Origin of the sequence: Calothrix sp. CCY 0018 (assembly GCF_963920925.1) — a bacterium.
Lineage (GTDB): Bacteria > Cyanobacteriota > Cyanobacteriia > Cyanobacteriales > Nostocaceae > Rivularia.
Genome location: NZ_CAWUDI010000037.1, coordinates 59,674 through 84,210 on the forward strand (window position 1 = coordinate 59,674; position 24,537 = coordinate 84,210).

The 24,537-nt window shown below is 39.0% G+C and carries 23 protein-coding genes and 1 tRNA gene; 14 read left to right on the forward strand and 10 right to left on the reverse strand.

What is annotated here, in order from left to right:
• Positions 1–305: 305 nt before the first annotated feature.
• The 4 genes from tig (at position 306) to ACM03V_RS24265 (ending at position 5,180) form a co-directional block, all read left to right on the forward strand.
• Positions 306–1,757, forward strand: coding sequence for a trigger factor (tig, locus tag ACM03V_RS24250; protein ID WP_414623361.1), 1,452 nt, complete (start codon positions 306–308; stop codon positions 1,755–1,757).
• Between the two features lie 308 nt (positions 1,758–2,065).
• Positions 2,066–2,770 carry an ATP-dependent Clp endopeptidase proteolytic subunit ClpP gene (clpP, locus tag ACM03V_RS24255; RefSeq protein ID WP_414623362.1) on the forward strand — a complete coding sequence of 235 codons (705 nt, stop codon included), beginning with the start codon at positions 2,066–2,068 and terminating at the stop codon, positions 2,768–2,770.
• Positions 2,771–2,779: 9 nt separating this feature from the next.
• Complete coding sequence (clpX, locus tag ACM03V_RS24260; protein WP_414623363.1) at positions 2,780–4,138, forward strand: ATP-dependent protease ATP-binding subunit ClpX; 1,359 nt, start codon at positions 2,780–2,782, stop codon at positions 4,136–4,138.
• 148 nt (positions 4,139–4,286) lie between these two features.
• Positions 4,287–5,180 carry an alpha/beta fold hydrolase gene (locus ACM03V_RS24265; RefSeq protein WP_414623364.1) on the forward strand — a complete coding sequence of 298 codons (894 nt, stop codon included), beginning with the start codon at positions 4,287–4,289 and terminating at the stop codon, positions 5,178–5,180.
• A gap of 152 nt (positions 5,181–5,332) precedes the next feature.
• On the opposite strand, the gene ACM03V_RS24270 is transcribed toward ACM03V_RS24265, so the two are convergent.
• Entirely contained in the window at positions 5,333–6,319 is a 987-nt protein-coding gene (locus ACM03V_RS24270) for a GntR family transcriptional regulator (RefSeq protein ID WP_414623365.1), read from the reverse strand.
• Positions 6,320–6,540: 221 nt separating this feature from the next.
• On the opposite strand from ACM03V_RS24270, the gene ACM03V_RS24275 reads away from it, so the two are divergent.
• On the forward strand, positions 6,541–7,281 hold the full coding sequence (locus tag ACM03V_RS24275; protein ID WP_414623366.1) for a dienelactone hydrolase family protein: 741 nt from the start codon (positions 6,541–6,543) through the stop codon (positions 7,279–7,281).
• 220 nt (positions 7,282–7,501) lie between these two features.
• Positions 7,502–8,416 carry a S1 RNA-binding domain-containing protein gene (locus ACM03V_RS24280; RefSeq protein ID WP_414623367.1) on the forward strand — a complete coding sequence of 305 codons (915 nt, stop codon included), beginning with the start codon at positions 7,502–7,504 and terminating at the stop codon, positions 8,414–8,416.
• A gap of 97 nt (positions 8,417–8,513) precedes the next feature.
• Here ACM03V_RS24280 and ACM03V_RS24285 read toward each other — a convergent pair whose 3' ends face one another.
• Positions 8,514–9,008 (reverse strand): hypothetical protein, encoded by a 495-nt coding sequence (locus ACM03V_RS24285; protein WP_414623368.1) that lies wholly within the window; start codon positions 9,006–9,008, stop codon positions 8,514–8,516.
• Positions 9,009–9,214: 206 nt separating this feature from the next.
• On the opposite strand from ACM03V_RS24285, the gene ACM03V_RS24290 reads away from it, so the two are divergent.
• Entirely contained in the window at positions 9,215–9,427 is a 213-nt protein-coding gene (locus ACM03V_RS24290) for a helix-turn-helix domain-containing protein (RefSeq protein WP_414623369.1), read from the forward strand.
• A gap of 83 nt (positions 9,428–9,510) precedes the next feature.
• Positions 9,511–9,723, forward strand: coding sequence for a helix-turn-helix domain-containing protein (locus ACM03V_RS24295; RefSeq protein WP_414623370.1), 213 nt, complete (start codon positions 9,511–9,513; stop codon positions 9,721–9,723).
• Between the two features lie 658 nt (positions 9,724–10,381).
• Here ACM03V_RS24295 and ACM03V_RS24300 read toward each other — a convergent pair.
• Complete coding sequence (locus tag ACM03V_RS24300) at positions 10,382–12,559, reverse strand: DEAD/DEAH box helicase (protein WP_414623371.1); 2,178 nt, start codon at positions 12,557–12,559, stop codon at positions 10,382–10,384.
• 647 nt (positions 12,560–13,206) lie between these two features.
• On the opposite strand from ACM03V_RS24300, the gene ACM03V_RS24305 reads away from it, so the two are divergent.
• The 3 genes from ACM03V_RS24305 to ACM03V_RS24315 all read left to right on the forward strand — a co-directional run bounded on the left by ACM03V_RS24305 (position 13,207) and on the right by ACM03V_RS24315 (position 17,611).
• Entirely contained in the window at positions 13,207–14,766 is a 1,560-nt protein-coding gene (locus ACM03V_RS24305) for an ATP-binding protein (RefSeq protein WP_414623372.1), read from the forward strand.
• Positions 14,742–16,907: a hypothetical protein gene (locus tag ACM03V_RS24310; RefSeq protein ID WP_414623373.1), complete on the forward strand. Its 2,166-nt coding sequence runs from the start codon at positions 14,742–14,744 to the stop codon at positions 16,905–16,907. The genes ACM03V_RS24305 and ACM03V_RS24310 overlap by 25 nt, the downstream gene beginning before the upstream one ends.
• 230 nt (positions 16,908–17,137) lie before the next feature.
• Entirely contained in the window at positions 17,138–17,611 is a 474-nt protein-coding gene (locus tag ACM03V_RS24315) for a hypothetical protein (protein WP_414623374.1), read from the forward strand.
• 170 nt (positions 17,612–17,781) lie between these two features.
• Here ACM03V_RS24315 and ACM03V_RS24320 read toward each other — a convergent pair whose 3' ends face one another.
• The 4 genes from ACM03V_RS24320 to ACM03V_RS24335 form a co-directional block, all read right to left on the reverse strand.
• Positions 17,782–18,000, reverse strand: a complete 219-nt coding sequence (locus ACM03V_RS24320; RefSeq protein ID WP_414623375.1) for a type II toxin-antitoxin system HicA family toxin — start codon at positions 17,998–18,000, stop codon at positions 17,782–17,784.
• The gene (locus ACM03V_RS24325; protein WP_414623376.1) at positions 18,000–18,242 is read right to left on the reverse strand and encodes a type II toxin-antitoxin system HicB family antitoxin; all 243 of its coding nucleotides are present in this window, start codon (positions 18,240–18,242) and stop codon (positions 18,000–18,002) included. The genes ACM03V_RS24320 and ACM03V_RS24325 overlap by 1 nt, the downstream gene beginning before the upstream one ends.
• A 229-nt stretch (positions 18,243–18,471) precedes the next feature.
• Positions 18,472–18,556 (reverse strand) — tRNA-Ser (locus tag ACM03V_RS24330).
• A gap of 74 nt (positions 18,557–18,630) precedes the next feature.
• Positions 18,631–19,560 (reverse strand): TIGR04168 family protein, encoded by a 930-nt coding sequence (locus ACM03V_RS24335; protein ID WP_414623377.1) that lies wholly within the window; start codon positions 19,558–19,560, stop codon positions 18,631–18,633.
• A gap of 258 nt (positions 19,561–19,818) precedes the next feature.
• Here ACM03V_RS24335 and nadA point away from each other — a divergent pair, with 258 nt between their 5' ends.
• The gene (gene nadA, locus ACM03V_RS24340) at positions 19,819–20,793 is read left to right on the forward strand and encodes a quinolinate synthase NadA (RefSeq protein WP_414623378.1); all 975 of its coding nucleotides are present in this window, start codon (positions 19,819–19,821) and stop codon (positions 20,791–20,793) included.
• A gap of 103 nt (positions 20,794–20,896) precedes the next feature.
• Here the strand turns inward: nadA and ACM03V_RS24345 are convergent, their stop codons facing one another.
• Positions 20,897–21,598 (reverse strand): tetratricopeptide repeat protein, encoded by a 702-nt coding sequence (locus tag ACM03V_RS24345; protein ID WP_414623379.1) that lies wholly within the window; start codon positions 21,596–21,598, stop codon positions 20,897–20,899.
• Between the two features lie 399 nt (positions 21,599–21,997).
• Between ACM03V_RS24345 and ACM03V_RS24350 the strand changes: the two genes are divergently transcribed.
• Together ACM03V_RS24350 and ACM03V_RS24355 are read left to right on the forward strand one after the other, a co-directional pair.
• A complete protein-coding gene (locus tag ACM03V_RS24350) occupies positions 21,998–22,180 on the forward strand; it encodes a hypothetical protein (RefSeq protein ID WP_414623380.1) in 183 nt (60 codons plus the stop codon).
• 54 nt (positions 22,181–22,234) lie between these two features.
• Positions 22,235–22,471, forward strand: coding sequence for a type II toxin-antitoxin system RelE/ParE family toxin (locus ACM03V_RS24355; protein ID WP_414623381.1), 237 nt, complete (start codon positions 22,235–22,237; stop codon positions 22,469–22,471).
• A 28-nt stretch (positions 22,472–22,499) separates the two neighbouring features.
• Here ACM03V_RS24355 and ACM03V_RS24360 read toward each other — a convergent pair whose 3' ends face one another.
• Positions 22,500–23,279 carry a class I SAM-dependent methyltransferase gene (locus tag ACM03V_RS24360; protein ID WP_414623382.1) on the reverse strand — a complete coding sequence of 260 codons (780 nt, stop codon included), beginning with the start codon at positions 23,277–23,279 and terminating at the stop codon, positions 22,500–22,502.
• Between the two features lie 63 nt (positions 23,280–23,342).
• On the reverse strand, positions 23,343–24,281 hold the full coding sequence (locus ACM03V_RS24365) for a hypothetical protein (RefSeq protein WP_414623383.1): 939 nt from the start codon (positions 24,279–24,281) through the stop codon (positions 23,343–23,345).
• Positions 24,282–24,537: the final 256 nt, after the last annotated feature.

Genomic DNA, 24,537 nt, shown 5'->3' on the forward strand with positions numbered 1-24,537 from the left:
TCAAACTCTACTAAGCGCATAAAAGAGAGGACTCCGACGGCAAGACAGTTTTAAAAGTAGAAGAGTTTTATTGAAATAATCCCACCATGAGGATATCACGGTCAAAGCTCAGCAATTGAACTGCGTTTAAAGGATGTTTCCCCACAAAGCAGGCATCAAACAAGCGCCGAAATTAGGCTCCGAGATTTTTTGTCTTGTTGGAATTGTCAGCTATATTAATTTCAATTTCCTTCGACAAAGGCGACGGATAAGACGTTCGCCCCCCCTTTAAGTAAAAAAAGTAGCAGAAATATAGAAACAAGTCTATGAAAGTCACCCAGGAAAAACTGCCAGCCAGTCAAATCGGATTAGAAATCGAAATTGCGCCGGAAAAAACCCAGCAAAGCTATGAAAAGGTAATTCAAAATTACGCTCGGCAAGCCAACGTTTCAGGGTTTCGTAAAGGTAAGGTGCCTCGGCAGATATTGTTACAGCGCTTGGGAAAAACTCGCATTAAAGCAGCCGCAATCGAAGAACTGATTCAAGATAGTATTGGTGAAGCGATAAAGCAGGAAAGTATTGAAGCTATCGGCCAGCCAGAATTGCGCTCTTCTTTTGAAGAATTAATCGAGAATTATGAGCCAGGAAAACCTTTGACTTTTTCTGCTGCGGTTGATGTACCACCCCAAATTGATTTGGGCGAATATTCGGGTTTGAAGTTCAAAGCCGAGGAAGTTACATACGACAACGAACAGGTAGACAAAGTTTTGGAAGGTGAGCGTCAGCAAATGGCGACTTTAATTCCTGTCGAAGGTCGTGCGGCACAATTGGGAGATACTTCGATTCTTGACTTTAAAGGCTTTTTGGCTCCCGAAGAAGGTGCAGATCCTCAAGCTGAACTCGAAGTAATTCCCGGTGCGGAAGCTACCGATTTTCAGGTTGACTTAGAAGAAAATAAATTTATTCCCGGCTTTATTTTGGGAATCATAGGAATGAATCCTGGAGAAACCAAAGAAGTTGACGCTCAGTTTCCAGATCCTTACGCGAATGAAGAATTGGCAGGAAAAGCTGCTAAATTCACGGTAACGCTCAAAGAATTAAAGGAAAAGGAACTCCCCGAACTAAATGATGATTTTGCTCAGGAAGTCAGCGAATTTGAAAATTTAGCCGAGTTACGCAATTCTTTAGAAGAGCGGTTTAAGAAGGAAAGCGATGATAATGCTAAAGCTAAGAAGCAAGAAGCTTTATTGAGCGAACTAGTTAAGCACGCAACATTTGACGTGCCAGAAACAATGGTTCAGCAAGAAGTTGATGCAATGTTGACTCAAACTGCAATGCGTCTTTCACAGCAAGGTTTAGATATTAAAAAATTGTTCAACCAAGATACTATTCCTCAACTACGGGAACGTTCCCGTGAGGAAGCAGTAAACAGGCTGCAAAGAACTCTTGCTCTACGTGAAGTTGGCGAACGCGAATCTATCAAAGCAACTCCCGAAGAAGTAGAAGCCAGGTTCAAAGAAGTAATGGAAGAATATTCCGGGGAGGATGTCGATCCACAGAGAGTACGAGAGGCGGTTGAAAACGAATTATTAACTGAAAAAATCATCGACTGGCTCTTAGAACGTTCTGAGATTGAACTTGTACCTGAAGGCTCCTTGAATCCCCCAGAAACCGATACAGTAGAGGAAACTGTAGATTCACTTGATTCACAAGAACAAAACGAAAATGATTCTGAGGGTGAAGAACAACAAACCGTCTCGGCTACAACAGAAGAGTAATGGCGGTTTATAGCACTCAGCAATCGGTCTAAAATATTTCTAATGGCGATCGCTGAGTGTTGCCGAAATCGAATCTAAATTAAATAAAAATAGAAAACGTCGGATGCACGAATTTTAATAAAACTTCAAACTTCTAACAGTTATGTCTTAAAACATGACGATAAATTGATGAAAGTCCACACGGTCTTGATTTATATAAGGCATAATGGTTAACACATACTGTCTTATAGAAATTCGGTTATTGTTATAAACAAGCAGCAATTGCTGTCTTTTAGCTACTGTTGTCTTAATTGTCATTTATAACTTTTATGCTTGTATCGCAGTCGGGAAATTACCCAGTTAGTAGTTTGAATCAATTATCTATTTATTCGCAAAGCGATAACCCGCAGTCTAGTTCAATGCTGCCCACGGTAGTAGAACAATCAGGCATGGGGGAAAGAGCTTTTGATATCTATTCGCGCCTACTTCGAGAGCGGATTATTTTCTTAGGAACTCCCATCGATGATGCAGTTGCTAACTCACTTGTTGCCCAGCTACTGTTTCTGGATGCCGACGACTCAGAAAAAGATATTCAAATTTACGTAAATTCCCCTGGCGGATCGGTCACGGCAGGCATGGCAATTTATGATACAATTCAACAAATCCGTCCAGACGTAGTAACGATATGTTTTGGATTAGCTGCTAGCATGGGTGCTTTATTACTAACAGCAGGAACCGCCGGTAAGCGGATGTCTCTTCCGGATTCGCGGATTATGATTCATCAACCTTTGGGCGGCGCTCAGGGACAAGCAGTGGATATAGAAATCCAAGCTAAAGAAATTCTTTATCATAAGTCTAAGCTGAATGAGATTTTAGCATCTCATACTGGTCAACCATTAGAAAAAATAGAAGCCGATACCGAACGAGATTTCTTCATGTCGGCTGAAGAAGCTAAAAACTACGGGCTAATCGACCAGGTTATCTCTAGGCAAAATCTTCCCCCAGCAGGGGAAAACGTCACTAGTGTGAAATAAGAGGCTGGTATGACAGGTAAGTACGACTCCCATTTAAAATGTTCATTTTGTGGAAAATCTCAAGAGCAGGTACGCAAACTAATCGCCGGACCGGGAGTCTACATCTGCGATGAATGCGTTGACTTGTGTAACGAGATATTAGATGAGGAACTGCTCGATACTAATAGTACAGCAACTGCTTCGCAGCCAGCACCGCGTTCGGAGCCACCTCAGAAACGCCGTACCCGCTCTGCCAGTCTCTCGTTTAACCAAATACCTAAACCGCGAGAGATTAAGAATTACCTAGACGAACACGTTATTGGTCAAGAAGAAGCCAAAAAGGTACTTTCAGTCGCGGTATACAATCACTACAAAAGATTGTCACTGATTAATAGTTCTAAAGAGGGCGGCAAAGATGATGGCGAGGATTCAGATGCAGTAGAACTTCAAAAATCGAATATTTTGTTAATTGGTCCTACAGGGTGCGGTAAGACTCTGCTGGCTCAAACTTTAGCGAAAATTCTGGACGTACCTTTTGCTGTTGCTGACGCTACTACCCTCACCGAAGCCGGTTATGTGGGTGAAGACGTAGAAAATATTTTGTTGCGACTTTTACAGGTTGCCGATTTGGATGTTGAAGAAGCACAGCGCGGAATCATCTACATCGACGAAATTGATAAAATCGCTCGTAAAAGCGAAAATCCCTCAATAACGCGGGATGTTTCTGGTGAAGGTGTACAGCAAGCCTTATTGAAAATGCTCGAAGGAACCGTTGCCAACGTACCTCCTCAAGGAGGACGCAAGCACCCCTATCAGGACTGTATCCAGATTGATACGAGCAATATTTTATTCGTCTGCGGTGGTGCTTTCGTAGGTTTGGAAAAGGTAGTAGAGCAGAGAACTGGTAAAAAGTCAATTGGATTTTTGCAGCCAGGAGAAGGGCAAACTAAAGAAAAGCGGGTAGCAGATACCGTGCGTCATTTAGAACCGGGGGATCTAGTTAAGTTTGGGATGATACCCGAATTTATTGGACGGGTTCCAATGGTAGCGGTAGTAGATCCACTTGATGAAGAAGCGCTGATGTCGATTTTAACCGAACCGCGTAGCGCTTTAGTCAAACAGTATCAAAAGCTGTTGAATATGGATAGCGTCCAGTTAGAGTTTAATGCAGAAGCTCTCAAAGCAATAGCTCAAGAAGCTTATCGTCGTAAGACTGGCGCTAGAGCATTGCGAGGCATTGTAGAAGAACTGATGCTGGATGTAATGTACGAGTTACCTTCCCGTAAAGACGTTAATGTTTGTACGGTAACTCGCGAAATGGTAGAGAAGCGTTCCACAGCCGAACTGTTAGTACATCCCTCTTCCCTACCGAAGCCTGAATCAGCTTAAATATAGTTAGGAGAGAGGCTGCGCGGTCTTGGGGGTTTCCCCCATGAGCGACAGTCGAACCCGAAGGGTTAAAAGTTAGAAGTTGAGAATTAATTAGAGTTAATTCTTAACTTCTAATTTTTTGTTTTTGATATTTAACTTTTGATGCATGGCTTATATTAAGGTTCGTGGCGTAGAACATTACTACGAGTGGATAAAACAATCTAATGGTTTGGAAAAACCAGTAATGGTGTTTATCCACGGTTGGGCTGGTAGCGCTCGATATTGGCAGACTACCGCCGAAGTTTTGTCAGAACAGTTTGATTGTTTGCTTTATGATATGCGCGGGTTTGGACGTTCCCGTGGCAAACCTATTGTTGAATCGGAGTCCCTTCAAGATCGAGAAGGCGAAGAAGCAATAAAAGAATTAACCTATGAGTTAGAAGAATACGTTGAAGATTTAGCAGTATTACTTGACGAATTGCAGTTGCAGCGCGTTTACATCAATGCTCATTCGATGGGCGCATCAATTGCGACTTTGTTTCTTAACCAGTATCAACAACGTGTAGAAAAAGCAATTCTGACTTGTAGCGGTATTTTTGAATATGACAAAAAATCTTTTGAGGCTTTTCACAAATTTGGTGGCTACGTCGTCAAATTCCGTCCTCAATGGTTAGCAAAAATTCCATTAGTTGACAGAATGTTTATGGCGCGATTTCTGTATCGCTCTATAAAAGCAACCGAACGTCAGGCTTTTTTGCAAGACTTTCTCATAGCAGATTATGAAGCGGCTTTAAATACAATTTATACTTCGGTAAGTAAAGCTCAAGCTGAATTAATGCCACATGAATTTGCCAAGCTTAAAGTATCAACCATTATAATATCTGGGGAATACGATAAAATTATTCCCGCCGATATGGGAAAAAAAGCAGCAGCTATGAGCGACCAAGTTGAGTATGTAATGATTCCTAATACGGCTCATTTTCCCATGCTTGAAGATTCAGATACTTACTTGAAAACAGTCAGCAAGTTTTTAGAATTACCGACTTTGCCTTCAGCATAAGGGTAGAGGGGATAGGGAGATGGGGAGATGGGGACAAGGCGTAAGAAAGTTTTCAACTCTAAACTTCTTACTCCCAAATCCAAAATCCAAAATCCAAATTCTACAATTCCTAACTCCTAACTTCTAACTCCTAACTTCTAACTAATTCTCTCTTACCCCAATCCCAATTCTCTCTTGAGTAAATTAATCGATTTACTACCGATATAATTCTCACAGTTAACTAGTTTGGGTGGACGAATAATGTCTTCTATCGCTATTTGCATGGCACCATGTACTGCTGAATAACTAGTTTTATCAGTACAAAAAATTAATTGTGCCCGCTTAACTATTGCCCCCAATTTATAGCTATCTTTCGGTTGGGAAGTCATCACCAATATTTCGTCCCCTCGCAAACCGTGGAGAATTACTTCTGTTGCTCGCAGAATTCCCGAACTAAGGCTAACAATGCCAATACAACTGTCTTTTGATAAGTTTTTAACAATATCAAATTCTTTGGCGTAATCGTGGATATCAAGAGGGATTACACGTACTGCTCTAGGTGCTGCAATTGCTTCTACTTCCCCGATAAAATATCGACTTGTAACAACGGTTGCCGAAGTAGTTTTATCTAATACAGCAGATAGTTCTTCGGTAGCAACTAGCTGAACTGGTATTTGTAGCGTTTGTTCTAATTCTTGTACTATCAATTCACCAGCGCCGATATCCTGATTTGGGACAGCTACAAGCACCCGCGCACTACAACGCAACCGCCAATCAATTTCAGCCAGAAATATCTCGCGGGCTTGATTGAGCGAACAACCTTGAGCAAGTAGTTCATCAAGTGCCTTCTGAACAACTTTGTATGCTAGGGGATGTTGCTTAAGAATCGGTGATTGTAACTTGCTACCGCCCTCGTGCCCTTGAGCGCGGACGTAAATTCCCGAACCAGCCAGACTTTCTACCAGCCCGTCTTCCTCCAATTGGCGGTAAACTTTGCTAATAGTATTGCGATGTAAGCCGGTTTGCATCGCCAACGCTCTGGTTGAAGGCAATTTATAAGCTGGTGGATATTGCCGCGACGCGATCGCAAATCTAATCTGGTTGAAAAGCTGAGTTGACGCGGGAATTTCACTATCTGGCTGAATGCGGAATTGAATCATCACCTTCGTATGGGGTGCTAATAGCTTAAAAGGGAACTTGTAAAAATCGTTATAGTTGCTTTTGAACTGAATATGTTATTTATACATCGAATTCGATCCGGGAAAGTTTTTTATCGTTGAGGTTATTACTAATTGATCAATTTGATAATTTTATGAAAGTTAAGCTTTCGTTACAGGCCTCCACTATATCTAATAATTACACCACACTGGTAAAAACTATTATGACAGACCGTGAAATTGACACCAAAACCGTAAAAATAGCCTCAGATTCGGTGCAAATAGATGCTTATCTGGCAAAGCCTCAAGGTGAGGGCAGTTATCCGGGAATTGTAGTGTTGCAGGAGATATTTGGAGTCAACGCGCATATTCAAGAAGTTACCGAACGTATCGCCAAGGTTGGATATGTTGCCATTGCACCCGCGTTATTTCAACGTCAAGCACCGGGCTTTGCCACTGGCTACACACCGGAAGATATAGAAGTGGGTAGAAATTACGCTTGGGGACAAACCAAAGCTTCGGAACTTTTAAGCGATATTCAATCGGCTATAGATTATCTCAAAACCCTACCAGAAGTAAAAAAAGATGCATTTGGCTGCATTGGTTTCTGCTTTGGCGGTCATGTAGCATATCTTGCCGCCAGTTTAGCCGATATAAAAGCTACCGCTTCGTTTTACGGCGCTCGTATAACTACTAGTACACCCGGTAATGGCGAACCTACTATAAATATTACTTCAGATATTAAAGGTATGGTTTATGCCTTTTTCGGTATAGAAGATTCTAGTATTCCTACAGAACAAGTAGACCAAATTCAAGCTGAATTAGAGAAATATCAAGTACATACTCGTGTATTTCGTTACAAAGATGCTCAACACGGATTTTTTTGCGATCGCCGCGCCAGCTACAATCCACAAGCCGCTGCGGATGCTTGGGAGCAAGTTAAAGAATTATTTAGTCAGCTTTAGCCATCTTGACCGGATTTGTAGGATATGGTGTAAGAGTTGTCATTAGTTACGGCGGCGGATAATTAACTTTTTGCAATTGCCTTGTTTTTTACGGCTGCAAACTGTCTAAAAAAGGTCTTTGTAATAGTTCTTTATTATTCGTTACATAATTAAGCATTGATAACTAATAATTTGCTCTCTCAAAAGGGCGCTCTAAATCTTAATTCATCTTCAAATTGTTATGGAGAACGAAGCAAACATCTCTCAAAAAGCCGGTACGTCTTTTACAATGGACGATTTTGCGGCTGCTTTAGAAAAACATGACTACCAGTTCCAAAAAGGACAGGTAGTTAAAGGAAAAGTATTCCAAATCGATCCAGATGGAGCTTATGCCGATATTGGAGGCAAGTCATCAGCTTTTATCCCTCGCCATGAAGCGGCTTTGAGAGAGGTAATAGATTTATCAGAAGTTCTACCACTTCATGAGGAATTAGAATTTGTAATTACGCAAGAGCAAAATGCAGAAGGGCAAGTAACCGTTTCTCGCCGTCAGTTAGAAATGAGGCAGATTTGGGACAAGTTGCTAGAAATGCAAGAAAACACCAAAAGTGTAGACGTGCAGGTAATGAATACCAACAAAGGTGGTGTCACTGTCGATCTTCTTGGTTTGCGCGGCTTTATTCCTCGTTCTCATTTACTTGAGCGCAACAACTTGGAAGCACTTAAAGGACAAAAACTCACAGTTAGCTTTTTAGAAGTTAACCAAAATACCAATAAACTTGTACTTTCCCAACGTTTGGCGAAAAGTTCCGCGAGCTTCAGCTTATTAGAAATAGGTCAATTAATAGAAGGGAAAATAACTGGTATCAAACCATTTGGCGTATTTGTTGATATAAACGGCGTTAGCGCCTTACTCCATATCAAGCAGATAAGCCAGAAGTTTATTGAAAATGTAGAAAAGGTATTTCAACCTAACCAAGAAATTAAAGCTCTTATTATCGACATAGACGAAGGAAAAGGTAGAGTTGCGCTTTCTACCAGAGTTTTAGAAAATTTCCCCGGCGAAATGCTCGAAAATATGGAAGAAGTAATGACTTCCGCCGAAGCACGCGCTGAAAGAGCTAGGAAGCAGCTTTTGGAATCGGCTAACGCTTGATGATTGTTAGTTGTTAGTTGATGATCCACACCCTCCGGGTGAAAGTTGATAGTTGATAAAACCTTCAGCTATCAATTAAATCCATAACCACTAACCGCTAACCACTAACCACTAACAATTCCTTGTTATCGCGGTAGCAATTTCGGAGTTGCTGTAATATTTCTTCATTGAAGGCAAATTTTATTGAATTAATTAATTTGCCCCAGTCATACAAAACTGTATCCCAAGGGGCTTGGTTAAATTGGATTGCAAAAAATCGTGCCCACCATACGGGCGCTTGCTTCCTATAAATAAAATTATGTTGCTTCAACCAGCGTCTGCGCCATTTAGTCGTTTCTGAAGTGGTAGGTGGCGCAACTCCTATGACTGGTGGGAAATCGGCGTAGCTGACAAATTTGCTCAAACCCTTACCGTGGACGTAGACGACATATTGCCAGCATTCGACTACATAAATATCTTCAAATTTGATTTTAAACTTTAAACAAACTGCTTCTTCTGTGACGAATCGGGCTAAAGGATGAATTTCTGAAGATTTGTAAGAAATTTTTGATGCCTTAATAACGAGCTTTCTTGGTTTGAGCGATGTTAACATGGTAGATGAATCCTGTATGCAGTAGTAGATGCATCAGTTAACAGATAAGCCCTATTGCTATTAGGAGGAATCTGGTGATGCACTTTGTTTTCGGGATTTGGATTTTTACTTTGATTGCCCTTCTTCTGTTATAGTGAAGGGTAGTCATTTATTTTTGATAGAATATAAATATTATCTGACTAAGTGTCGTCAGTTGTCAACAGGCTATGGGAATAATCAGGTTAAAAGTTAGAGAGCTTGCTGCTGAGAAAGGATGGACACTCAAGGATGTATCTGATCGTTCTGGAGTTGTTTATAGTACTTTAAGAACCTATGCCCGCTCGCCTGGAATGACGATGGTTGACTTTACTGCTATTCGGAAATTGGCACGTACATTCGATGTGATGATTGAAGAATTAGTTGAGGTGGTAGAAGAATAAAGGTTTTAGCTTGTTTTTGAGCAAGTCAATAATTAAATAATAAAGTTAATCAAATTGATATAGATTGTTCTATTAAGTAAATTATGGGAATAATTAGGCTAAAAGTTAGAGAGCTTGCAGCTGAGAAAGGATGGACAATAAAAGAGGTTTCTAACCGTTCTGGAGTGATCTACAGTACTTTAAAAACCTATGCTCGTTCGCCTGGAATGACGATGGTTGATTTCACTGCTATTCGGAAGTTAGCTCGTGCATTTGATGTGATGATTGAAGAGTTAGTTGAAGTGGTTGAAGAGTAATTAATACGAAAAGATAAAGGGCGATCGTCTTTTAGTTGGCAAATTATTTAGTTGAGTTCGTCGTGGATTGGCAACTGTTGATTTCTCAGCTATTCGGAAATTAGCTCATGCATTCGATGTAATGATTGAAGAATTAGTTGAAGTGGTTGAAGAGTAATTAATACGAAAAACTAATCCCATCAAACATAAAGTAATCTCAAACCGATATCCGTTTCGTTAGCAGTTTGAGATTAATTTATCATTCGTCGCTTTATATCAAATTTCTCGCAAATCGATTAAGCAAACGACTGTAAACATTTTTTAACACAAGCAAATTTAAACTAGATAACCTGCTTTAATTGCGAACAATTAAAATGATACGAGTATAAAAAATATAAAATGCTGTTTAGATTTACAGCCAATTAGGCTAACAAATCGCCTAAAAGCTATATCTACAAAAAAATTGAAGCAATTGACAACTAATTGCTAACTACTAACAATTATATCTTCTGACTGTATAACCACGGATGGTTAGAAAACTAGCGGTGAGATATTTCAGGAATAATGCGGACGCACTGTCCCGAAATATCATGGTACTTTACACATTAGCGTTCCTCTGCTAAAGAGGGCGGTTTAACCCCGCCCCCTTAGCATTTTTCTTAGTGTAACTCAGAAATTTCTAAACATCCTCCCCATCTCCAATATCGCGCTTCGGTGGACGTTTGTAAGTAAATGTAAAGGTATCGCCACTAGTAATTACTCGCCGCATTTCATCATACATGGGATAATTTCCTACACCGCTCAAAGAAGCCCAACCCCGTGCCCTAGTTAAGGCTACAAACAATTGGTTACGATGATTCATATCATTCTCGTTACGAGCAACTTTATCAAAGCCGACTACATAAACCATATCGGCTTCGTGTCCCTTAGCGCGGTTGATGCGAGAGACAGTAACACCATCGTCATGCCAGAATTTATCGGGGTCGTTGTTAGGATATTCTGGGTACAAATCGTTTAATATTTTAGCAGTAGGAATATAAACGTCAATATTTTGGTCAATTAAGAAATCAGCAACTTCTCTTTCTAGTTCTATCGCTTCGGAATTAGAGCCTAAAACAACTACTAAAATATCGTGACTGGGATTAAGACCATCATTAACAATATTGTGCATGATGTTCTCAGACAAAGCCGTTAATTCTTCTTGACGAGAATTATAAGTTTTAAATTCTAGTACGGGTTCTCCCCAAAGTTCGGGAATTGGATTGGGAGAAAATTGTGGCGATCGCACTATGGTAATTGGCTTACCGACTTTGCGAAAATCACCTTGAACTTCGTAACCGATTCTGTCCCAATCTTTTTTGTTGGTGATACCCGAAAGCATTCCCTCATCACGCAGTAAACCCATACCAATAGCGTGTGCTGCGGTTAAAATTGGGCCGGGAGTCCGGTAACAGTGGCGCATCACTTCCGAACGTTTGATACCACCGGGGTATTGTGGCTGCTTATTTAAAATATTGCTTAATTCTTGACCAAATACTTCTTTTGCTTTTGGTACAACTAAACTATCAAGGCTTTGTGCTTCATCGTAAGCCCAAATCAAACGCTTTTCTTCCGGTGTTTCCTCGCTTGCAGGTCGTAAAGCTTGATAAGCTAACCAGTAAATTGCTTGTTTGTCTTGATATTTCAAATTCTCGTCAGCAACTAAATCTTGACCTTCATCAATCAAGATAGCGTCAAACATCGGTTCAACTTTTATTTCTTCCTGTAACCGCTTGCATAACTCAGCTAAACCTCGATTTGGCTGTCCTTGGTTGGTATCTACAACCGTTCCGCGTCTTTTTCCGTGATATTCGCAAATTGTGCCATATAAACCCGGCTGTTCTTTCGCACCCCAAGCGTGAAGCACGCGCAATTTTAAATTGGTTTTGGGGTCATAATGTAAATCTCCACCGCTAAAACGACGCATCCATTGATCTAATAAACCAATCATTAAGTCATATAAAGAGCGAGTGAAAAATACCAAAGCAATATCCCAATCGGGGTGCTTTAAATGCATATGCGCCGCTTTTTGACACAGCAACACAGTTTTACCAGAACCCGCAATACCGCGAATACGTTGAGGTCCTGGGGGAATTTCTTTACCAATATGCTCTTGCTGTAAATCGATTTCATATAACTTTTGACGCAAAGCATCCATGACGCTAGCGCGGGTTTTACCACTAACAGCAATATCGCGCTGAGGTTTGCGAAGTACGGGAGTTCCACCAATTACTGAAAGTAGTAATTCCCAGTCTTTATCGTCTAAGTTTTCTCCAGGTACTAAAGGAGAAGTTTGTTGAATCCGTTCGAGTAAAGCAGCTTTGCTCAACTGATCTTGATTTAGGATTGTCGGACAGTTGGGTAGTTGGTCAAAACCTCTTTGCTGCCATTGCTCTTGAGTAATTAAAGGTAATGCAACAATTGTTCTGCCGTTGACTTTACGCCAAATAGCCGGTTCTCGGTCGGTATATGCAATTAAAGCGCGTAACTGATGTTCTGCTAATTGAGATGGAGATGCTTGTGCGGTTCGGAAGTCCTGTAAAAGCCAATTTTGATCGGTAATTTCGGTTATTTGGTCGATAGTAACTGGCAGAATTTCAATTACCGTTAAACCAAATTCGCGATCGGCAATAAGAATATCGGGTTCCTTACGAATTTCGCCAACCTTCGAGAAAATTGGATATCGCCAATAGCCGATACAGTTTCTATCTGCAAAAGCACTTTTAATAGCGTCCCATATTTGTTGTTCGCTCGATTCCGTTCCGGATTTTATTGCTTCTGTCGTGATAAATTTATTATTGGTGTCTTCAAAAGTCATTTGATATTGTTCGCGTTGAATTTGCTGGAAGGGATGAACTTGTGTTACGCGAAATTACTCTTACCTTTCGAGGGTAAGAGTATACATACAAAAAATTTGTCTAAGCACCCTGTAATGAAGTAACAAAAGTTTCATTCGTGTTGCTAAACTAGCATCGCTTCAGTATTTGCTGCCAGTGCAGATACACGGATGAGAGGTGATATTACGCGGTTTTTAGTATCCGGAATGATGCGGAGTTATTTTTTAAAGTTTTGTGATAAATATTATTGTATCTATACTTAAGATAATAGTTTGTTTAGATTTGAATTGTTTGCAATGGTAGCGCTTTGGCAATGGTGCGAGTATCAAAAAGAATGCCGTTAAGCGGTTTTCGGAGCATCTCTGTTAGCGTAGCGTGTCCGTACCGAAGGTCGTCCCGTTCACGCAAAGCGTGCGGCTCAGGGACTTAGGACATAAGAGATAGCTCACCTTTATGTATCGCCTATGCTGCCTCTATCGCCATGCCTTGTAATACAACCATTAACTTCAACAGGTCTTCAAGTTTCCTATTTTTTATTCTTTTAACTTCATAAAAATAAAAATAATAAATTTAATTTGTACCAAAAAAGCTACAATAATTATTTATTGAAGTAATTTAACAATATTTTATGGGAAGAAGTATCAAAGAAGTGCTTTCTTTAACCGATAATGTTCGGTTAGGAACGACTTCATCCTCACCTTTTTTAGGTTCGCCAACATTTGACGAAGTGCCGTTTCATCTTGATGTGGGACGCAGACCAAGTTTAGGAACTTACGTGATTATCGAACGAGATTCAGACACTGAGGTGCATTATGGGCGCATTATCAGTGGAACTGAAGATAATCCCCGTGCAAACCCATCTTCGTTACAACAAAATCAGGCTTATCAAATTGGTCAGAAAGATGCAAGACCTAATGATAGATCTCCTCATGTGACACGAGTAATGACAGCTGAAGTTTTAGGAGAAATACTGCTTGAAGATAATGATAATTTAGCTATTAGAGAACCAAATCTACTTGCACAGACTGGTAAGTACGTTTATGAACTTCCAGCAGACCAAATTCCAAAATTACTTAACACTCCTGATTCAAAAGAGAATGGTTTCCATATAGGACTAATCGAATCTGGAAATCATTCAGTTAATTTTATGCTGCCAATGGAAGCTATTGCGAGACATTTAGCTGTAGTAGGAAAAACGGGTGTAGGTAAAAGCTATGCCACAGGAGTATTGATTGAAGAATTAGTTCGGCACAATATTCCAGTTATTGCTTTTGATGTTTTGGGAGACATTATTCGTGCAACTGAAGACCTTGAGGGGCAAAATTTTAGAGCCGGAGAAGATTTTAAAGTACCTTATTCAGTAATTGGATTAAACGAATTTTTAGGATTTGTACCTAATCTCACGTCCGACCAATTGGAACTGGTATCTGCGGGATATGATTCAATTTTTAGCGAAGCTTTTAAAAGCTTAGATGAAAAAGGACAAGTTAACATTCCGATTGAGGCACTATTAAGTGAAATTCAAAAGGCAGGCGATGAATTTGGGCAAAAAGCGGTTGGAGGAAGAGCCGCACGTAAAGTAGAAACAACCTTTAACCGTAATCGCCTTTTGAGTGCAGCAACTCAAGAGTGGCTAAAAGAATTTACAAGAAAACCGATATTGAATATCTTCGTTGGGCATTTGAGTCAACAGCAAAGGAATTTGATAGTTGGTGCTACAGCGCGACTTCTACAAGCACTCCGTAAGCGCGATCGCATTCCACCTTTTGTATTTGTACTTGATGAAGCTCACTTTTTCTTACCCGCAGGAGGAGAAACAACACCTTCTACTCAAGTAATTCGAGAAATGATACGTACCGCTCGTCACGATGCCATTGGTATCACATTAATCACCCAGAGTCCGGCATCTATGGATAAGCAAGTGCTTTTAACTTGCAATACACGTTTAGTATTTGCCTTAGATCCAGATGACCTCAAATTAGTATCCGGTACTTTGGGAGATGTTTCCGATGAGATGATGTCGCGCATCCCCAAACTTGCAAAAGGAACTGCAATTATTTCATCAAGCATGGATATCATGCGTCATCCTGCCCTTGTTCGTATCCGCAAACGTGAAACCCGTGAAGGTGCCCCCACGCCAAACATCGCAGAGGAAGTTAAAAAATGGCGAAAGCACAAGACATCTTAACAGTAACTATTCTGGAGTTACTGGCACAAAAACCAGAAGGATTAGAAGTTGATGAAATTCTCGAACATCTTGGTGCTGATGATGGTTTAGTTTCACCAAGAGGTGTAAGAAATCTTTTGAAGCGACTTGCTGAAGAGAAAAGACTCATCAAACGCAAGCGTCATGGTCAAGGAAGAGGAAAGCCCCCGTATGCTTACTTTCATCCTAAGTCTTTACCCGAACAACTTAATATCTTTGAAAACATTCTAGAAACAAATAGCCAGAAATCTCACTTTACAACCAGAACCCAGATTGAACAGCATGAACTTAATCCAGAAGAACAACAACGTCAACAGCAAGGGCGTTCTGTATTAGAAAGAATTGCTGAAAATCATTTAGAATCAGATGCTTATGCAAAAGCAATAATTGATATTGCACCTGTTTTAGCAGAAGAAAATCCAATTGATTTAATAGTAAATATGGCGCTTTGGGTGGTTGAGGATCTTAATAAACTAGGCGACCAAATTGAAAACAAGTGGCGACAAAAAGAAATAGAAGAAGTAAGGAAATTAACAGCAAGACTCGATGAACGACTGAAATGGGCAAAAAACAACCTACAAAGATTTTGGCGTTTTGACCGTCCATTGGACGAAATTGAAATTTCAGGTATTTTAGATTTACCCGCACAAGCCAGATACTTTTTTAAAGACGGTGAACGCGCTTCTTTTAATCAAGAAGCAGCAAGAGAAAGGTTAGAAAATCGGGTTTTTGGAGATAAATTAATTGAAGAAAGAACTCCACCACCAAATCCACATAAAGCTGCTGTTGGTACCGATGCTTCCATAGCAAAAATCTTCTTGAATCATACATCTGGTAGTTTTATACCTCCAGATCCAGTTATTGTCACAACCTCCGCAGCTGCAATGGTGGTTGATTCTAAAGAATTCAAGCAAGAATACCAGGATTTTGACATTTTTCCCGATAAACTGCATGAATATGAAAATTATAGGGCTGCTGTAAATGGTTTACTACTATCTCCAGAACTAATGCGTCCATTGGGGGAAGAAGTTTTTAAGCGATCGCAAATTGCAGCAATGGAGTTACGCCAATACAGTCAAGACTTTCGTGTCTCAACCAGAGATACTAAATGGCGACCAGTTGGTGAAATATCAAATTTAGGTATTAACCCAAAACCTACCCTCATTTTCCGAGATGGTCGTGTATTCCCCGTAGTTCATCGCATCAATTTTTATGAATCTGATAATTTGTATGGTCAAATTGTACGCAATCAAATTCAAAAGTTTGCTGATGTAATTCACAACACCCTGTCAAGTCCTATGGGTGAAATTATTTATGGAGCAGCAGTCAAAAATCCTGAATTATCATGGCTTGCTCCTTTAGTATTTTGGTATTTACACGTTCAAAAAATTAAGGCTAAAGGTCAAATTCTAGTCGATGATGATAATGTATATAAAACTCCTTTTGCCGATACAGCAGTATCCCACCTTTTGTTTTTAGGATTAGCAAAGCAATCGAAACACTTTGCTCCAGACAAGCACTTTATTACCTGTCAAGTTCTACGTCGTTTCTCAGATATTGCTTTTGTAGATACTTCCCTACCTCTTGTTATTTCTGAAAAGGATGGCTCAAGACTTATTGACGAAGAGGAAAAGGATGATTGGATGGAATTTATCTCCCAACGCATCCAGAGGAAAGAAGAAAATTACGAACAAAATATTCTTGATGAAAGTGACTATGCTCCTTTCATTTATATCTGTCATAAAGTAGGTACGCTGATGTGTTACGCTGCCCCCACATCGGCTTATGAAATGATTGTTTCTGATGATTCCCGTAGCGGAGGTCATTTTTTAATACCGCGTTTGGAAGTGGCGATCAATCTAGAAAAAAACTCTAAATTTTATCAAAAGTACTTCGATAAAATGCTTTCGTGGTTAGCAGCAGGACATTGGGAATTAGATCGTGGTCATACACAATCCGGATTTGATACAGGACAAACGCAGAATAATTTTCCTGTGCTTGTCCCCGACGTTATTCTTTATGCTGACGAAGCAGCAAGATTTGCTCGCGACAAGTTAAGTGATGAGGTAGAGGATGAAATTAGAAAACTGATTGCCGAATTAAGAAAACGCATAGTTTCGTGATCGTGCTGTTTATTCCAATCATATTTTTCCCTTCACAAAAATTAACCATACTTTAAGCAAACTTTAACTACACAAATAAATACAAATATTATTTTATGTAGTATTATTTGAATAGTGCTTTGATATAAGTGCTTAACTTCAGTGATTGAGTTCGGTAACAAAAAAGCCAGCCCCATCTATTGCATTAGTGGGTGTCTGGCTGAAGAAATATAATTCAGAAGGATTCTACCATGAATAACACAGCTAAGCCTTTGCTTCAAATAATAGAAGAAGTCAAAGTTTTAGGGGAGTGGTTAACGCAAGACCTAAAAATCGAACCAACCATAGTTCAGATGAAGAAGCTTGATATTGTTTCCCGTTTTTTCCCTGAATATGACTCATTGTTTACATCTGCAAAACAGCAGGTAGCGCAGTCTGTCCCTTTAGAAAATATAGAATTAACACCTACACAAATCGCTGAAAAGTTAACACAAGAGACAGGAAAAAATATTTCTAATAGACAAGTTAATCAAGCTTTAGAAAAACTTGATTTGCAGAAGAAAGAAAACACAAGTGGGGGTAAGTGTCAGTGGGAACTTACAGAAAAAGGCAAGAAATATGGAAGAGTGTACTTAGCAACTTCCACAAACAATAACTGGAGCGGCAATCAAATCAAGTGGAGCGAACAAATTATCGATTTACTCAAGCTTGATTTTTACAAGTAAAGCTTTTAGCGATACGCCTTTATTCGTGACGCTTTGCGTATCGCACTTTCGGTAACAGACTAAACTAATTGCAATTAGCTTTAGTCTGAATCGAGTCAAGCATTAATACTTTTGTTTAATTACTCCAAAAAAATACATTACATTTCGGAAAAATAACTACTTCCTCAAACTCACAACTGTTCCCAATCATCCTTCTCAATTGCAGCTTGTCGTAATATCTCACTTAAAAGTCCCTTACTAATATCACTTTTATGAGGATTCGGAATTCTTACAGTAATATCATCTTTAACCATATACTGGTGTTTTGTTCCAGAATATGGTCCCTCAAATCCCAATTTTCTTAAATAGCGGATTAAATCACCCCGTTTAATTGATCCAAAGGTTGGCATTATGCTACTTCCTTTATGGATAATTCAATACCATCAACCACGGGCAAAGGTAGATTTCTCGCAACTCGTAGTAAAATCCACTCTTCCAAAACTTCTGACAACTCTTCTCTACAAAGTTCTAGAGTTTCTTCGTTTGCCCATACACCTTGAAATTCAGGAATTTCACCGTAAAATGTATCATCATCTGACAAAATCTTATACTTAGCTTTGTGTAGAGCAGCTTTTATATATCTCGTCAACATTTTTTTAAGTGCGTTGTAATCAAATAATAGTTTAGTTTATTTCTAATTTAGATTCATCAGTTGTCACTTTAGTTTTAAGGCGATATGCTCCGAATTGACACTTCCGATGTATCGCCATTTCCTTCATAGAATTATCAAAATATTCAAGCTTGCAATCGCAGCAGGCTTTGTTTGTGTAGCCCAAATAATTAACGAGTTTGGGTACTTGTTAGCAAGTTATTCAATAAAACGGAGAGGGTGGGATTCGAACCCACGGTACCTTTCGGTACACTCGATTTCAAGTCGAGCGCATTCGACCACTCTGCCACCTCTCCAGGTAGCTGTCAGCGATTAATCTTGAGCGTGAAGCTTAGATAATGGCTGACCAATTACAGATTATACTATACTTCTACGCCGGTTGCACCATCGAAGTGGATTGTTGATAAAGAATTTCCTCGGATTTTATAGTGAAGTCGTTGCCAATCCATACGAGTGAAGCTTTTGTAACTTTTCCATCTTCTAGTTCGACTATTGAAAAATTACGCAGCTTGTCTTGAGGTTTTTCGATAATTCGCGGTACGCTGGCTGCATTTAAATAAATAATTCCTTCTGGACTTCTAAAAATACGCTTTCGCAATACTTTTGTATGTCGCAAGCTATGGTGCATATGTCCAAATGTCACCAAAGGAATATTTTTATTTGTGGTAATAGCTTGAGAAATCGCTTCGGCAAAATCTGGATCGCCGTAGTCGCCACCGATGGGATGCCAGTCTTTCCCACAAGGGTCTTCGGGTTTGTCTCCTAACCCGGAAGGTCCGTTATGACCGAGAAAAATAATCGTTTCATGAGCAGCGCTGTTTACTGCTTCCATAATTCGGGCAGTTGATTCTTTAAGAGTTGCAACCCCAAATCTTTCTTTACATAAATCGGCAAATTTCCATTTCGGGCCACCCCAAGTAAAAGGACGACTTCCCACCACGGTTAAGTTGAAATCGGGAAAATCGAACTTACCGAAACCAACATGGCGATCGCCCAAAAAATCGAGTTGTTGCTGTACCCAATCTTCTTTAGTGCGGTCGTAAGGACATTTTTTACGTCCCCATTCGGTGGCAGTGTACCATGCATCGTGATTGCCCATGACAACTGCTTTGGGGATATCTAAAGAAGCTACTTTTCTGACAACTTCTACCGATTCATTACCAAAATCCCCGACGAACAGCACTAAATCAACGTCCAGACGCTTAAGTGCAATCCCATCTTCGTTTTCCCACTGGTCGTGAACGTCTCCTACTACAGCGATTTTTAAGGTTTTCGAGTTTGTTATCTGACTGCTTGTCATGCCATTTTCCTTTCCATATGTTTCCAGGATAGGAAACTCAAACCGATTTTGGCACAATTTTTTTGAAGTCGTATTATCCCCCTAGTAATTTTGGTAAAAAGTACTATAATTATTTCAAGGTTAAGAATTATGTCTTGCACATACGTATTATTTGATTGCCACACCTTCTGAGAGTAAAAGCGACGAAGGACCAGGTAAGCTCTAGTACAAAAATGCAAGATTTTGAAATAAAAAAAGATCATTTTACTAGATCCTACTGTGTTTACTACCGCACTTTTTCAACGCGAAAAAGCCCAACCGGGTGCATTACCGCTAGATTTATTTGCAGCCATTGAGAATCTAAAGAAGGAACTTAATGCTGTTATTTTGGCGCACTACTATCAAGAACCGGATATTCAAGATATTGCAGATTTTATTGGCGATTCGTTGCAACTTTCTAGAGCAGCAGCCGATACAAATGCAGATGTTATTGTCTTTGCTGGGGTTCACTTTATGGCAGAAACGGCAAAGATTCTTAATCCGGATAAGTTAGTATTATTGCCAGATTTAGAAGCTGGTTGTTCTTTAGCTGATAGCTGTCCGCCAAGTGAATTTGCAGCATTTAAAGCAGCACATCCAGAGCATTTGGTGATTTCTTACATCAACTGTACTGCCGAAATTAAAGCTATGAGCGATATTATCTGCACTAGCTCTAATGCGGTTAAAATTGTGCAACAAATACCTCAAGAACAGCCGATAATCTTTGCTCCAGACCGTAATTTAGGGCGGTACGTTATGGAACAAACCGGACGAGATTTACTATTGTGGCAAGGTAGCTGTATTGTTCATGAAACTTTTTCTGAGAAGAAGATTGTGCAGTTAAAAATTGCATATCCTCAAGCTGAGGTAATTGCTCATCCTGAATGCGAAACAACTGTATTGCAACACGCTGATTTTATTGGTTCGACAGCAGCTTTATTAAAGCATTGTCAGCAGAGTTCGAGTGATGAATTTATTGTTGCTACGGAACCGGGAATCATTCACCAAATGCAAAAGCAAGCACCAACAAAACAATTTATTCCCGCACCACCAACGAATAACTGTAATTGTAATGAGTGTCCGTTTATGCGGTTGAATACTTTAGAAAAGCTTTATTTGGCGATGAAGAATCGTAAGCCGGAAATTACTATGAGTGAAGAGACGAGGGTTAAGGCTTTGCGTCCAATGGAGCGGATGTTGGAGATGAGTGTTTAGGTATATTTCAGTAGAGACGTGGTGATGCAACTGCGTCTCTATATGTTTTGATTGGGTTGGATGAAGACAGAAATAAACAGTTGTTTTAATTTTTTTGCCTAAGCTAATGTATCGCTTTAATTTTTTTAGTTAAAGCCAAAACTTCTTGATGTTCTGTAATTTGTCCTTGACTAAAAAATAATCCGGCAGCTTTCTGTAAATCTTCCATTGCTTCTATATTATTGCCTATTTCTATACAAGCCAAACCACGAGACTTATAAGCTTTTGCATAGTCAGGTTTAAGACGAATTGCTTGATTATAATCTTTAAAAGCCTCGTGAAGTTTTTTTAATCCCGCATAGGCAATACCTCTAAAAACATATGCGGCAATATATTTCTGGTTAATTGCTATAGCACGACTCAAGACTCTAACTGCATATTCGTAATTCTTCAACTTTACATAACAAACTCCAAGTTGGAAATGAGCTTGAGGTATTGAAGAATCTATATATATCACCCGCTTATAATCCTCAATAGCAGCTTTTGTATTTCCAAGTGCTTCATTAGATATACCTCTATTATTATAAAAAGCAGCAGCAGATGAATCTAAACGAAGTGCTTGGTTGTAATCTTCTATTGCTCTGTGATTATTTCCCAGTTGAGCAAATGCAAAACCTCGGTGCCCATAAGACATAGCATCATTAGGATTGAGAGACAATGCCTGATTATATTCATTAATTGCTTCTTGAAAGTTTCCTCTTTTTAGCTTTCTGTCACCTCTTTTAGCTGATGTATCACTCAGAAAAAAATCCAATATCTCTTTCATCTATTATTACCTCTATGTACTGCTAGCAAATATTTACTAACTTTGATCTCAGATGATTTGTACCAGTTTCAATCTGGCTTAATTTAGGAAGTAAAGGTAACAGAAATCTTACGGTAGTTAATGTAAAGATATAGAAAAGCTAAAATATAGATTAGTAAGAAAGTCTTCGTAAATGTGACGTTTTACACAACTGTTGTTCAAGCCCAGTTACATCTAGTTAAAAAAATCTGGTTTGTACGGGTTCAGTTTTGCTGTAATCAAGCTACTACAAATTGACTTTGGATAGAGTTAGTAGTTGCACGTTTCGTATGTTTTATCAAAGTGCGATCGCCTTCGCCACTCTCTAGGAAACTCAAGACTACAATATATAGAGCATAAATAATATTTGACTAAACAACTATGGAAAACATCAAGCAAGAAGCCCGCAAATTGATTGACAAATTACCAGAAAACTCAACATGGGACGATTTAATGTACCAAATATATGTCCGACAAACGATTGAAGCTGGATTAGCAGATAGCAAAGCTGGTACAATTACTTCTGTAGAGGAAGTAATAAGAAAATTTGGACTTAACGAGTGAAAGTTTATTGGACGCAAACAGAAGACAGACAATCTTTCAGCAATCTATGCTTATGTGGCTCAAACTTCACCGCAGTATGCTTCTAGGTTAGTTGATCGGATTACAAAGCGTTCAGAACAAATTACAAGTTTTTCCTTATCTGGTCGAACTGTACCAGAGTTTGAGACTAAGCAAATTAGAGAAGTTATTGAAGGTTCATATAGAATTATTTACCAAATAAAATCCGAGCAGATAGAAGTACTTGCTGTTATACACGGTTCACAGCAAATTACTTCTAGCGTTGATGAGTAATATTTAATTATTGAGTATCAACACACACTTATCTTTTACAAGCAACAAATTCAATATTAGTAGCAGTATATTTTAAAGGTGTACGTTCAGTTAGCCACTGATCTATAAATTCAAAAGTATGATAGTTACCGTAGGAAATACTATTTTTAGGTAAAAGTTGTCTATGCCAAATATCGAGCAGTTCAAATTTGCTTTGCTCAAGAAGCTCTTTCACCATCTTTTTACTATACAATCGGTCATGATAAAAGTCTCCCCGAAGATGTGCTAAACGCTGAGTCCATGAAAAGTTGTAGGGAAGAAAGAAACAAAATATTAGCCCCGAAGGTTTCAATATTCGATTGATTTCTTGAAGTGATTCGAGGTGATTGGGGACGTGTTCAAGTACTCCAAAACTCAAGACAATATCGAAGCTTGCATCTTTGAAGGGAAGTATATAAGGATGTTCTAAAGGAACAACATTTATAGATGCTTTTTCAATAATAGGTGTATTTTGACCAAAACTTGAGTCACTATCGCCACGCACGTCACAGGAAGTGATTTCGGCACCCATTTCTCCCATCAAATAAGAAATATGCCCTTTTCCACATCCCCAGTCAAGCGTTTTTAACTCACACAAGGCTTTCTTAAACCAATACTCAGAAAATACTTTTACGTAGTTAATTAAGTAAAGATAAATATTTTGGCAAGCAGGATTTCTTAAAAAAGCATGACTCTGTGCATCTAAAGTTAAATCAAATATCTGTTGATTAAAAGGGTGGGGCTTTTGAAAATAACTGCGTCTTAAAGCAACAAACGTTTTGCTGTTCATGATGAAATTTTCGCTTCACTTAACAAAACATGACGCATTATTACATCTAACCTAGAACTAAAACTACTTTTTATTAGCTTTTTCCTTTGCTAAATCACTATATTCTTTATAAAGTTGAATTCTTGACTGTGCTTCTTTGAAACGGCTATGACTCGATGGAACTTCAGCCATTAGATCGGAAGCATATTGCCATTTTTCAGCTACATCTAACCATTTAACAGAAGTATTAGCTGTTTTTCTATCTTCTACTGCTTGATTAGCAATTCGTATCGCAATGTAAAATATGTCATCTTCTAATTGTTGAGAAGTTGTCGGAGAAGCATTGACAACAGGAGTCTGTAATTTATCTTTATTAGTATCTGTCGGCTTTAAAGATTTGATCTTAGACTCATTCGGTGAATTGTATTTTAAAGTTGCTGTCTCTATTGAATTTTGAATTTTACTACCTAAAAAATAATAGGCTAACCAACCTGCTGATAATAGTATTAAGCATAAACCAAGTGCATTCATCATCCTTGCTAAGAATGATTTTTTTGGTTTACTCCTATTACCAACTATTAAATGTCGCGAAGATTGAGGTTGAGGTAGTAGAGGTTTTTGTAGTTCTTTTTTATTCTCTTTAAAATCCCTAATTATTAGCTTTAAAACATTTGGTTTTTTTAAAGTGATTTGTTCTGACCATAGTAGCTGATTTTCTGGGTCACGATTGATTTCTTCCAACCACAGTAATTGTTGTTCTCGGACAATACGACTATTTATATTAACCCTATGGACATTACGAGGTGCAATGGATTCTAATATCTGCTTAATTTTTTGTACTAAGGTCGATTTTTCAAGATTTTCTTTCGTGCGAGCTTCACATAGAAGTTGTAAAACTCCAGCATCAAATACTGCTCTGGTTCTTACGCCAGAATTAGCCAACTTTTCATTCAAAACTTGAATAATTGCCGCAATACTACCTTGACTAGCTTGCGAAGCAATATCATTGATCTGATTTACCATTTGTGAAGTAGTAATTGTTTGTCAAACTTAAGTGGTTAACAGACAATCTAGTTTAAAAGAGTCAAGATTTTTGTTCCTTAGAAACTTCCGTAGACTTCTATTTTACTTTGATTTTATGTTGAAAAATACAAAATTGACAAACAATATTTAAAAAATAAAGCCCCCTTCAATTACATCGAAGGAGACTTTATCTAATTTAAAAACCTGGCACCGAGCTATTTTCACAGGAGGCAACCCTCCAACTATCGTCGCCGCA